Below are 12,190 nucleotides of genomic sequence, written 5' to 3' on the forward strand. Positions count from 1 at the left end.
ACCCGATCATGAAGAAGACCATCGTCGCGGCCACGGTCGCGCTGTCGGCCGCCGGGTTCCTCGGTGTGTGGCTGTACGAACCGGGACCGCTCGGCTCGGAGACCGTGGCGGTCGCGGCGCCCGCTCCGGCACCGTCGTCGAGTGCGGACGGTGGAGCATCCGAGGGCGCCGAACGCACCCTCGACGGTTCGGTGGAGAGCAACCGGTACGGCACCGTGCAGGTGCGGCTGGTGATTTCGGCCGAGGACAAGATCGCCGAAGTCCGCCTGCTGCAACGGCCGACGAGCGGCCGAGGGGTCGACGCGATCCCGATCCTGCAGGAGGAGACGCTGACCGCGCAGAGCGCCGACATCGACACCGTTTCCGGGGCGACGTCTACGAGTGAGTCGTACGTCAAATCGCTGCAGGCGGCACTGGACGCCAGATGAACCGCGTCGAACAGGTGATGGGGCTGCCGGTCTCGGTCGACGTCCGGGCGGGCGGCGGGCTCGTCGACCACGCCATCGACGGCGTGTTCGGCTGGCTGCGGGAGGTCGACGCGCGGTTCAGCCCGTTCAAGGCCGACAGCGAGGTTTGCCGTTACGACCGCGGCGAACTCTCGCCTTCGGAATTGAGCAACGACCTCCTGGAAGTGCTTTCGCTGTGCGACCACTACGAACGGCTGTCCGGCGGGGCGTTCACCGCCCGGCTCCCCGGACGGCGGCTCGATCCGAACGCGGTGGTCAAGGGCTGGGCGGTGCAGCAGGCGGCGTCGCTGTTGCTGGCCGAGGGGTTGGACGTGTTCTGCATCAACGCCGGCGGCGACGTGATCACCTCCGGCGAACCGGAACCCGGGCGCGCCTGGCGGGTCGGCATCCGGCATCCCGAACGGCCCGACGCGGTCTGCGCCGTGGTGGAATCCTCCGGCGGCGCGGTCGCGACGTCGGCCGAATACGAACGCGGCGCGCATATCCTCGACGGCCGGACCGGGCGCCCGCCCGTCGGGCTGCTGAGCGTGACGGTCGCCGCCGACGACCTCGTCACCGCGGATTCCCTCGCCACGGCCGCCTTCGCGATGGGGACGGAAGGGATCGCGTGGGTCGCGTCGCGGCCGGGCTGCCAGGTGCTGGTCATCGACGCGGACCGGCAGGTGCACCGGTCGCCCGGGCTGCGGCTGGCGTAAACCGTTGGCCGGGTTCCGCGGGCTCGGGCAGACTGCGGCGTCATGACCTCTGTCGTACAGAACTTCTTCTTCGACTGCGCCGACGCCTACGAACTGGGCCGGTTCTGGAGCGGTGTCGTCGGCAAACCGATGGCGGACGACGATCAGCCCGGCGATCCCGAGGCGATCATCGAGATGGACAACGGTGTCACGCTGTTCTTCGGGCAGGTCCCGGAGCCGAAGACGGTGAAGAACCGGATCCATCTCTGCCTCACCCCGGACATCCCGCGCGACGAGGAGGTGGAGCGCCTGCTGAAGCTCGGCGCGACCCTCCTGCACGACCGGCGCAATCCCGACGGCACCGGCTGGGCCGTCCTCGGAGACCCCGAAGGCAACGAATTCTGCGTGCTGCGCAGCGCCGCCGAGAAGGCCGCGACGTCGTGACGGATTACGTGACGGTCAACCGGGCGAACTGGGACGAACGCGCTCCCGCGCACGCCGCTTCGGCCGACTACGGCTACAAGAAATTCGTCGCGGATCCGACGCATCTCAGCGGCGTGGTCACCTTCGACCAGCCGCTGCTCGGCGATGTCTCCGGGGCGCGCGGGGTCCACCTGCAATGCCATATCGGCACGGACACGCTTTCCCTGTCCCGCCTCGGCGCCCGGATGACCGGTCTCGACTTTTCCGCGCCCGCGCTGGAGATCGCGCGACGGCTGGCCGCCGAGACCGGCGCGGAGATCGACTACCACGAGTCCGATGTGTACAGTGCCGCCGACGTGCTGGGCGCCGGGGAATTCGACCTCGTCTACACGGGGATCGGCGCGATCTGCTGGCTGCCGGACATCGCCCGCTGGGGACAGGTCGTCGGAAAGCTGCTGAAGCCGGGCGGACGGCTGTTCATCCGCGACATGCATCCGATGCTGGGCACCCTCGACGAGACGCAGCCCCAGATCACGCCGAAGTACCCGTATTTCGAGCAGGCCGAACCGCTGGTGTTCGACGAGCCGGGGACCTATGTGGACACCGACGTTTCGTTCCAGCACAACCGGACGCACGAATGGAACCACGGGCTGGGCGAGATCGTCATGTCGCTGCTCGACGCGGGGCTGACCCTGACGCGGCTGGTGGAGCACGACAGCGTGCCGTGGAACGCGCTGCCGGGGTTCATGACGCTGAACGAGGCGACCGAGGAATGGCGGCTGACCGAGGATCCGCAGCGGCTGGCGGCGAGTTTCACCATCGAGGCCGTCAAGGCACGGTGAGCCTTGGGCTCGGAGGTCGCTACCCGCAACACCACCGGTCCCAGTAGTCACAGCGGCGGCGTCCTGAAGGCCACCTTCGGGACGCTGGATGTCTCAAAGGTGGCCTTCAGGACATCGCTTCTGTCCGCGCCGCGGCGCCCAGCGGCCGTGTCGCGAAAGCCACTTTCGGGACATCAGACGTCGCGAAAGTGGCTTTCGCGACGCGCCTCGGCATCGCGCCACATTCGCCTTGCCCTCCACAAAGTTTTGGGAAGATGTCCGTATGAGCGTCTCCCCTGAGAAACGGCCCCTTGTCGCCGTCGCCGCCCTGGGCGGCACCATCTCCATGGTTCCCGGTGACGGCGAAGACCACGCCGTCCCCCGGCTCACCGCCGCCGACCTGCTCGGCGAACTGGGCGAGAACCTCGAGATGGACGTCCGCGCGGAGACGCTGGCGGGGATTTCCAGCGCCTCGATGGACTTCGCGACCCTGATCAGGACGCGGGACTGGGCCGCCAGGGCCATCGACGAAGGCGCTGAAGGCGTCGTCGTGATCCAGGGCACGGACACGCTCGAAGAGACGGCGTACTTCTTCGAGCTGACGTGGGCTTCCGAGGCGCCCATCGTGATCACCGGCGCGATGCGCAACCCCAGCCTGCCCAGCGCCGACGGCGCGGGGAACATCCTCGCCGCGCTGACCGTCGCCGCCGATCCCCGCAGCCGGGGCCGCGGCTCGCTGGTCGCGTTCAACGACGACGTCCACGCCGGACGCTGGGTCCGGAAGACGCATTCGAGCCACGTCGAGGCGTTCTCTTCGGCCCCCGCCGGCCCGCTCGCCCTGGTCAGCGAGGGTTTGGTGCACTACTTCCACCCCGCGGCCGCCCGTCCGGCGGCGTTGCCGCTGGAGAACGCGGACTTCTCGGGGCTGGTGCCGATCGTCGAGAGCGGCGTCGAGGACACCGGCGAACTCCTGGAAACGCTGGTCAAGGCCGGGGTCAAGGGAGTGGTGCTCGCCGCCAACGGCGCCGGGCACGTTTCGGCGGGGTCCGCCGACGTGATCGAGCGGGCCCTGGCGGAGGTGCCGATCGTGGTCGCCGGCCGCACCGGTGCCGGGCCGACGTTCCGCGGCACCTACGGCTTCCGGGGTTCGGAGTCGGATCTGATCGCGATGGGCGCGACGATGGCGGGCTGGCTGGACCCGCGCAAATCCCGGCTCCTGCTGCACACCCTGCTCGCCACCGGCGCCTCCCGGGAGCGCGTCGAGGCCGAATTCCGCCTGCGCGGCGACCTCGCCTGATGCCCGCATTTAGTCCTCTGAATGCGTATAGAACGCATTCAGAGGACTAAACGCGAGAGGGGCCGGAGATGGGGTCCAGGTGGTACGGCCGCATGGCGCGGGGCCCGTGCCGGTAGACGTGCACGCTGACGGCGGGATCCGGGCCGTCGTTGCGCACCTCGTGGATGTAGCCGGGGCCGAAGACGCGGGACTGCCCTTCCGACAGCGAGTGCAGTTCGGTCACGGCCCGTCCGTCGGCCGCCCGCCGGGCGACGGTCTCGCTCAGCTTCCCGCTGACGACGGTGAACGCGCCCGCGGCGAACTCGTGGTCGTGCAGGTCGGTGTGCTGGCCGGGCAGCCAGCTCATCAACCAGATCTCCTGCAGTTCGTCCGCGTCGACGAGCGCCGAAAAGCGCTCGTCGGGGTCGTAACGCAGCAGGTGCCGCCAGCGGTCACGGTCCGCGGCGAATTCGAGCGCGACGCGCACCGGGTGACGCAGGGCGGGGTTTTCGGGAATGACGAGCGTGTTGTCCGGGACGGCGAACATGGAGGTGTCCTCGCAAGCAGAAAGAAGGTGTCGAACTGGGCCGGGGCTGGGTTCACCGACAACAGCGACACGCGCACGCGACCGCACCAAGACCCGAGAGGCCCCGCGACACAGTCATCCCACGTGCGAACATGCGCTCAGCGAACCAGTGCGGAGCCCGGCGGTCAACAGATCTCATACCGTGGACCGTGAGTTCTGCACCTGACGTCCATGCTCGCAACACGGCTCCGCCCCGGTCTGTCGCGATATTGCGGTCTCAGGACCACTCGTGCTTCTGCGACCGTCCGAGCAGTTCGGCTCCCGCACGCCGCGGGTCGACACCTTCGTGGCACACGCGGTGCATCGCGTCGGTGATCGGCATGTCGACACCGAGCCCCATCGCCAGTTCCCGGATCGACGTGCACGATTTGACGCCCTCGGCGACCTGCCCGCCGGTGGCCGCCAGTGCCTGCTCCAGCGTCTCGCCCCGGCCGAGCCGCTCGCCGAAGGTCCGGTTGCGCGACAACGGCGACGAACAGGTCGCCACCAGGTCGCCGACACCGGCGAGCCCGGCGAAGGTCAGCGGGTCGGCGCCGAGTTTCGCGCCGAGCCTGGCCATCTCGGCCAGCCCGCGGGTGATCAGCGTCGCGGTGGTGTTGGTGCCCAGCCCCAGCCCCGCCGCCATCCCGCAGCTGAGCGCGATGACGTTCTTGCACGCCCCGCCCAGCTCGCAGCCGACGACGTCGGTGTTGGTGTACGGCCGGAAGTACTGGTTGAAGCTCGCCTGCTGGATCGCCTTGGCGTTGTCGTGGTCGGTGCACGCCAGCACCGCCGCCGCGGGCTGCCCCAGCGCGATCTCCTTCGCCAGGTTCGGCCCCGACACGACCACGATCTGCCCGTCGTCGACCCGCGCGATCTCGGCGATGACCTCGCTCATCCGCTTGAGCGTGCCCAGCTCGACACCCTTCGCGAGGCTCACGAGGATCGCGTCGGACGGCAGCAGACCGGACCACTCCGAGAGATTGGTCCGCAACGTCTGGCTCGGCACCGCGAGGACCACGGCCTGCGCGCCGTCGAGGGCCTCGGCCGGATCGGCCGTCGCGGTGATCCGCTCCGGCAGTTCGATACCGGGTAAATAGGACGAATTGAGATGGCGCTCCCGGATATCGGCCGCGACCTCGGGCCGCCGGGCCCACATGGTCACGTCGCGACCGGCGTCGCCGAGCACCTTGGCGAACGCCGTCCCCCACGATCCGGCGCCGAGCACGGTCACCCGCTGGACCTCGGCCATCAGGCGTCGTCCTCCGGCTTCTTCGCGGGCGGTTCCTCCTGCCGGATCTCCGCGAGCAGCGCGGTGATCTCCGTCATCATCAGGTCGGTGACCTCGCGCAGCTTGGACGCGCTGCGGGTCGAACCGTTCTTGTAGGCCGAAAGGTCCATCGGCTCGCCGACCAGGTGCGTGATCTTCTTGCGCGGGAACGGCGTGAACTTCTTCGTGTAGCCGTTGAAGATGTGGTTCGTGCCCCAGCGGGCGATCGGGATCACCGGCACGTCGGTCTCCAGCGCGAGCCGCGCGGCCCCGGTGAACGGCTTCTTCGGCCAGCCGTCCGGGTCCTTGGTGATCGTCCCCTCCGGATAGATCACCACGACCTTGCCGTCGGCCAACGCCTGGTGGGCGGCCTTGAGGCTGTCGCCGGCGGCGGCCGAACCGCGGGACACCGGGATCTGCCCGGCGCCGACGAAGATTTTGCCGAAGAGCGGCGTCCTGGTCAGGCTCTCCTTGCCGAGGAACCGCGGCACCCGCTTCTGCCGGTGCACGAACACCGCGTCCACCGCCGGGTCCATGTGGGACACGTGGTTGAGCAGGAGCAGCGCGCCGCCTTCGCGGGGGATCCGCTCGGCGTTGCGGTAGACCCGCTTGCCGATGGCCGTCGCCGGGTAGAACAGTGCGGCGGCGATGCCCACCCAGATGCCGCCCTTCTCACGCCGGGCCAATTCGTCCTCCTCGAAGTCACACGTGTCGTCCCAGGCCATTGATCCTGCCGCGCGCATACGAGCGCGGTCCAGGGAGGGTCGGGTAAGAAGTGAGATGTGGACGTGGACCTGATAGTGCCGATGAAACGCCCCGCCGAGGGCAAGTCACGGCTTCGCGGCGCCGTAGTGCCCGAGCGGCACGCCGAACTGGTGCTGGCGCTGGCCTACGACACGTTGTCCGCGGCGACCTCGGCGGACGGGGTCCGGCGGGTGCTGGTGGTCGCCGCCGACCCGGCGTCGGTGGCGGATCTCACCGAGCTGGGCGTCGAAATCGTCACCGAACCGTCGCGCGGCGGATTGAACGCGGCCCTGCGCCACGGCGAGGAGCTGCTGCGCCGGGACAGGCCGTCCGGACTCGTCGGCGCCCTGCAGGCGGATCTGCCCGCGCTGCGGACCGAAGACCTCACCGCCGCGCTGGCCGGGGCCGCCGGACGACGGGCGTTCGTCGCGGACCGGCAGGGAACGGGCACCACCCTGTTGCTCGCGGGCGCGGGGCAGGCGCTGGCACCCCGCTTCGGCACGGGTTCCGCGCGGGCGCACACCGCCTCCGGTGCGACCCCGCTCACGATCGCCGCGGAATCGCTTCGCGCCGACGTCGACACCGCGGATGATCTCGCTCACGTCCGCACCCTCGGTGTCGGAAAGCGCACTTCAACGCTGTTGGGAACACCCTGCGTGCCGATGTGACGAGAGTTCACCCTGCCGACCCGCGCGCGGCGCACATAATCGCCCCGAGTGGTGAACAATGAAGCCCGTGAGCACAAATGACGGCGGCACCCCGAACTCGGCAAGGAAGCGGAAGACCTCCGCCGCGAAACCGGAACCGGACAACGGCACGGCGAAACCCGTCCGTGCGCGGAAGACGAACAGTTCGACCCCGCGCACGGCCGTCCGCGCGACGCGTGGCGGCTCGGCGAGCCGTCCCGCCCAGGAGTTCCGCGCACTGCCCGCCGCGCCGCCCGCGGTGACGGCGGCGCCCACGGCCGCCGGGAGCCTTCCCGACGACCGGTACTTCAACCGTGAGCTGTCGTGGCAGGACTTCAACGCGCGCGTGCTCGCGCTGGCCGAGGACGAGTCGCAGCCGCTGCTCGAACGCGCCAAGTTCCTGGCGATCTTCGCGTCCAATTTGGACGAGTTCTACATGGTGCGGGTCGCCGGGCTGAAACGCCGCGACGAGACCGGCCTCCCGGTCCGCAGCGCGGACGGGCTCACCCCGCGCGAACAGCTGGCGTACATCGCCAAACGCAACCAGGACCTGGTCGAGCGGCACACGAACGCCTTCGAGCTGCACCTGCGGCCGCAGCTGGCCGACGAGGACATCCACATCGTCGGCTGGAACGACCTGACCGGCGCCGACCAGCTCCGGCTGTCCAACTACTTCAGCGAGCAGATCTTCCCGGTGCTCACACCGCTGGCCGTCGATCCCGCGCACCCGTTCCCCTACATCTCCGGCCTTTCGCTCAACCTCGCGATCACGGTCCGGGACCCGGAGGCGGGCACCGAGCGGTTCGCGCGCGTCAAGGTGCCGAGCAACGTGCCGCGCCTGATGCGCATCGAGCAGCAGCCGCGCGAGGTCCGCACCGCGACGTTCCTGCCGCTGGAGGAACTGATCGCCGCGCATCTCGGCGAGCTGTTCACCGGGATGGAGGTCACCGAGCACCACGCGTTCCGGGTCACCCGCAACGCGGACTTCGAGGTCGAGGAAGACCGGGACGAGGATCTTCTCCAGGCGCTGGAACGCGAACTGGCGCAGCGGCGGTTCGGCCCGCCGGTGCGGCTCGAAGTGGCGCAGGACATGAGCGAGCACATGCTCGAACTGCTGCTGCGCGAACTGGAGGTCGACCCGCGCGACGTCGTCGAGGTCCCCGGTCTGCTGGATCTCACCTGCCTGCACCAGTTGTCCGGCGTCGACCGGAAGGAACTCAAGGACCGCCCTTTCGTTCCCGCCACGCATCCGGCGTTCGGTGAACGCGAGACGCCGAAGTCGGTGTTCGCGACGCTGCGCGAGGGCGACGTCCTCGTGCACCACCCGTACGACTCGTTCTCCACCAGCGTCCAGCGGTTCATCGAACAGGCCGCCGCGGACTCGAAGGTGCTGGCGATCAAGCAAACGCTGTACCGCACCTCCGGCGACTCCCCGATCGTCGACGCGCTGATCGACGCCGCCGAGGCGGGCAAGCAGGTCGTCGCGCTGGTCGAGATCAAGGCGCGGTTCGACGAACAGGCCAACATCACCTGGGCCCGCACGCTGGAACGCGCGGGCGTGCACGTGGTCTACGGGCTCGTCGGGCTGAAGACGCACTGCAAGGTGTCGATGGTGGTGCGCCAGGAGGGTTCGACCATCCGCCGCTACTGCCATATCGGCACCGGCAACTACAACCCGAAGACGGCGCGGCTGTACGAGGATCTCGGCATCCTGACCGCCGACCCCACGATCGGCGCGGACCTGACGGATCTGTTCAACGTGCTGACCGGGTACTCCCGCCAGGACACCTACCGCAACATCCTCACGTCACCGCACGGGATCCGGCGCGGCATCGTCCGCGCGATCGGCGAGGAGATCGAGCTCGCCAGGGCGGGCCAGACCGCCGGGATCCGGATCAAGTGCAACTCGCTCGTCGACGAGCAGGTGATCGACGCGCTGTACCACGCCTCGCAGGCCGGAGTCCCGGTCGACATCGTGGTGCGCGGGATCTGCGCGCTGAAGCCGGGTGTGGAGGGACTGAGCGAGAACATCCACGTGCGCTCCATCCTCGGCCGGTTCCTGGAGCACTCGCGGATCTTCACCTTCCTCGCCGGCGGCACGCGCTGGATCGGCAGCGCGGACATGATGCACCGCAACCTGGACCGCCGGATCGAAGCGCTGGTGCGGGTCAAGGATCCGAAACTCACGGCGCAGCTGGACTACATCTTCGAATCCGCGCTGCACCCCTCGACCCGGTGCTGGGTACTGAACTCGACCGGCGAATGGACCCCGTTCCCCGCGTCCGGGGACGACGTCCGCGACCACCAGGTCGAACTGGCGAAGCGGCACGGAGCGGCGGGATGAGCGGGACCGTGCGGGCGGCGGGAGCCGTTCTCTGGCGTCGTCAGGGAGACCGGATCGAGGTCGCGCTGGTCCACCGGCCGCGCTACGACGATTGGTCGCTGCCGAAGGGAAAGCTGGATCCGGGCGAGACCATCGCGGGCGCGGCGGTCCGGGAGATCGCCGAGGAGACCGGATTCGAAGCGGTGCTCGGCCGGTATCTGGTCCGGACCGAATACACCGTCGCGGGAGCGCCGAAGACCGTCGACTACTTCTCCGCGCACGCGGTTTCCGGCGCGTTCGCGCCGAACGAGGAGGTCGACGAGCTGCGCTGGCTCGACCCGGAGTCGGCGGAGAAACTGTTGACGCGGCCGGGCGACGTCCGGGTGCTGCGCGAGTTCTCCGCGCTGCCGCCCGAACTCACCACGGTGATCCTGGTGCGGCACGCCAAAGCGGGTAAACGCGACGAGTGGAACGGCGACGACGATCTGCGGCCGCTGTCGGACGCGGGCCAGCGTCAGGCCGAGGCATTGCGTTCGCTGCTGCGGCACTACGCGCCCGGCAGGGTGCTTTCGGCGCCGCGGCTTCGGTGCGTCCAGACGGTGAACGGGCTCGCCGAGGATCTCGGGGTCGAGATCCGGCACGAGCCGCTGCTGTCGGAAGAGGGCTACTGGCCGGACCCGGTGCTCGGTGTCGCCCGGCTGCTGGCCATCGCCGGAGACGGTGGGACGCCGGTGATCTCCAGCCAGGGCGGGGTGATCCCGGACGTCGTCAGCGCGCTGGCCGACCGCGACGGCGTCGACCTGACCGCCGCGCGCGGCGGTGTGGTGCCGTCGAAGAAGGGTTCGTTCTGGGTGCTGTCGTTCCGGGCGCCGACCGAAGAAGACGGGCCGGTACTGGTGGCCGCGGACTATTTCGCGTCGCCTTTGCCCACGCCCGCGCCCGCCCATCCCTGAAACCGGTTCACGCGTGATTGAAGCCGGATCACGCGTGTTTGGGGGCGGATCGCCTCCAATCACGCGAGTTCCGGCTTCAATCACGTGAGTTCGGTGTCCAGGCACGGAAGAAACGTCGTGCGGCTCCCCCACGTGGGTGACGCGCCTACTCCGGCGGTGTCGAGGCGAACCGGCGCACGTCGCTCCACTGTGGAGCCGATCATCGGGACCATGCGTCCATCGGAGTGACGATCGAAGCGGATTCTTTTCCGCGACTTCGGCCGGAAACGCGAGAATCGCGTCACATTCGCCCATAGGCCCGCCGCGGATCCGTGGCGGGACAAGATCCCCGCAGACCGCGCGCGAGCGCGTCAGGGCTGAACAGAGGCCCCGGAAAATGCGGCAAGGCCCCGCGCGGTGCGCGGGGCCTTGCCGTTGGCTCACTCGTGGAGAGGGAGCTTACTTCTTCTTCGCGGCAGCCGAAGTCCGCTTGGCCGGAGCCTTCTTCGCGGGAGCCTTGGCAGCGGTCGCCTTGGCGGCCGGCTTCGCGGCGGCCTTGGTGGCGGTCGCCTTCTTGGCCGTGGTGGCGCGAGTCGTGGCCTTGGCGGCGGTCTTCGGCGCGGCCTTGGTCGCGGTCGTCTTGGCCGCGGCCTTGGTCGCGGTCGCCTTGGCGGCCGGCTTCGCGGCGGCGCGCGTCGTCGTGGCGGCGGCGCGGGTCCGCGTGGTCGTGGAACGCGTCGCGGCCGGGCGGCTGGCGGCCGTCCGGGTCGTCGTCGCGCGGGTGGCGGTGGAACGAGTCGCGGTGCCGGCGGTCGCGCGCTTCACAGCGGTGGCCTTCGGCAGCTTCTTCGAACCACTGATGACGTCCTTGAAGGTCGTGCCGGCGCGGAACGCGGGCACGTTGGTCTTCTTGACGCGAACGGTCTCACCGGTGCGCGGGTTCCGCGCGGTGCGGGCGGCGCGGGCGCGCTTCTCGAACACACCGAAGCCGGTGATGTTCACCTTCTCGCCCTTGTTGACCGTCCGGATGATGATGTCGACAAGGCCATCGACGGCCTCCGACGCGACCTTCTTGTCGCCCAGGCGCTCCGACAGCGCCTCGATCAGCTGGGCCTTGTTGGCCATTCCAGTCCTCCAAGAAGAACTACTTGTACACGGCCCCGTCGGCCGACTTAGCGCACACGGTATTACCAATGCAGCACAAATTCCAAACGACGCGCGGAAATTTCCCTTGTCTCGGGGGCTGTTCCGCCTCCCGAGGGACCCCTTGAGGGCCTCCGGAGGTGCCGTTCGGTGTGGTTTCGGGGCGGTGTCCAAGACCCCCGGCCGGGGTGCGGATTCCCTGCTCAGCAAGGGAATCCGCCCCCTTCGACCGGCCCTAGGAGGAGGCCGCCGGGAGGGTCACCGGCTTCCAGGAGGGGCGCTGGGTCTCGAAAGTGTCGATCTCATCCGCGTGGCGGAGTGTCAGGGCGATGTCGTCGAGCCCTTCGAGGAGCCGCCAGCGGGTGTAGTCGTCGATCTGGAAGGGCGCGGTGAAGTCCTTGGCCCGTACCGTCTTCGACTCGAGGTCCACCGTGACCTCCGTGCCGGGCTCGTTTTCGAGCAGCTTCCACAGCAGTTCGACGTCCGCCTGCTCGACCTGAGCGGCGACAAGGCCCTGCTTGCCCGAGTTGCCGCGGAAGATGTCCGCGAACCGGGAGGAGATCACGACCCGGAAGCCGTAGTCCATCAAGGCCCAGACCGCGTGCTCGCGGGAAGAACCGGTGCCGAAGTCCGGGCCCGCGACCAGGACCGACCCGTTCTTGAAGGGCTCTTGGTTGAGGATGAACGACTCGTCGGACCGCCAGGCGGCGAAGAGCCCGTCCTCGAAGCCGGTGCGGCTCACGCGCTTGAGGTAGACCGCCGGGATGATCTGGTCAGTGTCCACGTTGGACCTGCGCAGCGGGACCCCGACGCCGGTGTGGTGGGTGAACGCGTCCATGTTGGGAACTCCTTCGCGGATGTCAGCG

The 12,190-nt window shown here is 69.2% G+C and carries 13 protein-coding genes; 8 read left to right on the forward strand and 5 right to left on the reverse strand.

What is annotated here, in order from left to right; translation table 11 throughout:
* Positions 1-8: 8 nt before the first annotated feature.
* From DMC64_RS33880 to DMC64_RS33900, 5 genes are all read left to right on the forward strand, one after another.
* Positions 9-428 carry an FMN-binding protein gene (locus DMC64_RS33880; protein ID WP_037342075.1) on the forward strand — a complete coding sequence of 140 codons (420 nt, stop codon included), beginning with the start codon at positions 9-11 and terminating at the stop codon, positions 426-428.
* Positions 425-1,162 carry an FAD:protein FMN transferase gene (locus DMC64_RS33885; RefSeq protein WP_125736797.1) on the forward strand — a complete coding sequence of 246 codons (738 nt, stop codon included), beginning with the start codon at positions 425-427 and terminating at the stop codon, positions 1,160-1,162. Before DMC64_RS33880 ends, DMC64_RS33885 begins: the two co-directional genes overlap by 4 nt.
* 42 nt (positions 1,163-1,204) lie before the next feature.
* The gene (locus DMC64_RS33890; RefSeq protein WP_125736798.1) at positions 1,205-1,585 is read left to right on the forward strand and encodes a VOC family protein; all 381 of its coding nucleotides are present in this window, start codon (positions 1,205-1,207) and stop codon (positions 1,583-1,585) included.
* Complete coding sequence (locus DMC64_RS33895) at positions 1,582-2,406, forward strand: bifunctional 2-polyprenyl-6-hydroxyphenol methylase/3-demethylubiquinol 3-O-methyltransferase UbiG (protein ID WP_125736799.1); 825 nt, start codon at positions 1,582-1,584, stop codon at positions 2,404-2,406. Before DMC64_RS33890 ends, DMC64_RS33895 begins: the two co-directional genes overlap by 4 nt.
* A 262-nt stretch (positions 2,407-2,668) precedes the next feature.
* Positions 2,669-3,682 carry an asparaginase gene (locus DMC64_RS33900; protein ID WP_125736800.1) on the forward strand — a complete coding sequence of 338 codons (1,014 nt, stop codon included), beginning with the start codon at positions 2,669-2,671 and terminating at the stop codon, positions 3,680-3,682.
* A 46-nt stretch (positions 3,683-3,728) separates the two neighbouring features.
* Here DMC64_RS33900 and DMC64_RS33905 read toward each other — a convergent pair whose 3' ends face one another.
* The 3 genes from DMC64_RS33905 to DMC64_RS33915 form a co-directional block, all read right to left on the reverse strand.
* Positions 3,729-4,208, reverse strand: coding sequence for a cysteine dioxygenase family protein (locus tag DMC64_RS33905; RefSeq protein WP_125736801.1), 480 nt, complete (start codon positions 4,206-4,208; stop codon positions 3,729-3,731).
* 256 nt (positions 4,209-4,464) lie between these two features.
* Complete coding sequence (locus tag DMC64_RS33910) at positions 4,465-5,478, reverse strand: NAD(P)H-dependent glycerol-3-phosphate dehydrogenase (protein WP_199755182.1); 1,014 nt, start codon at positions 5,476-5,478, stop codon at positions 4,465-4,467.
* Positions 5,478-6,221 carry a 1-acyl-sn-glycerol-3-phosphate acyltransferase gene (locus tag DMC64_RS33915; RefSeq protein ID WP_125736803.1) on the reverse strand — a complete coding sequence of 248 codons (744 nt, stop codon included), beginning with the start codon at positions 6,219-6,221 and terminating at the stop codon, positions 5,478-5,480. The genes DMC64_RS33910 and DMC64_RS33915 overlap by 1 nt, the downstream gene beginning before the upstream one ends.
* Positions 6,222-6,278: 57 nt before the next feature.
* On the opposite strand from DMC64_RS33915, the gene cofC reads away from it, so the two are divergent.
* From cofC to DMC64_RS33930, 3 genes are read left to right on the forward strand one after another with little or no spacing between them, the layout of a single operon-like run.
* Positions 6,279-6,908, forward strand: coding sequence for a 2-phospho-L-lactate guanylyltransferase (cofC, locus tag DMC64_RS33920; RefSeq protein WP_125736804.1), 630 nt, complete (start codon positions 6,279-6,281; stop codon positions 6,906-6,908).
* A gap of 58 nt (positions 6,909-6,966) precedes the next feature.
* Positions 6,967-9,270 (forward strand): RNA degradosome polyphosphate kinase, encoded by a 2,304-nt coding sequence (locus tag DMC64_RS33925; protein WP_199755183.1) that lies wholly within the window; start codon positions 6,967-6,969, stop codon positions 9,268-9,270.
* A complete protein-coding gene (locus tag DMC64_RS33930) occupies positions 9,267-10,202 on the forward strand; it encodes an NUDIX hydrolase (RefSeq protein WP_125736805.1) in 936 nt (311 codons plus the stop codon). The genes DMC64_RS33925 and DMC64_RS33930 overlap by 4 nt, the downstream gene beginning before the upstream one ends.
* Positions 10,203-10,640: 438 nt before the next feature.
* Here DMC64_RS33930 and DMC64_RS33935 read toward each other — a convergent pair whose 3' ends face one another.
* On the reverse strand, positions 10,641-11,306 hold the full coding sequence (locus DMC64_RS33935; protein WP_037342062.1) for an HU family DNA-binding protein: 666 nt from the start codon (positions 11,304-11,306) through the stop codon (positions 10,641-10,643).
* A gap of 253 nt (positions 11,307-11,559) precedes the next feature.
* Positions 11,560-12,162: a 3-isopropylmalate dehydratase small subunit gene (gene leuD / locus DMC64_RS33940; protein ID WP_063273591.1), complete on the reverse strand. Its 603-nt coding sequence runs from the start codon at positions 12,160-12,162 to the stop codon at positions 11,560-11,562.
* Positions 12,163-12,190 lie beyond the last annotated feature (28 nt).

The organism is Amycolatopsis sp. WAC 04197, assembly GCF_003947475.1.
Classification (GTDB): domain Bacteria; phylum Actinomycetota; class Actinomycetes; order Mycobacteriales; family Pseudonocardiaceae; genus Amycolatopsis; species Amycolatopsis japonica.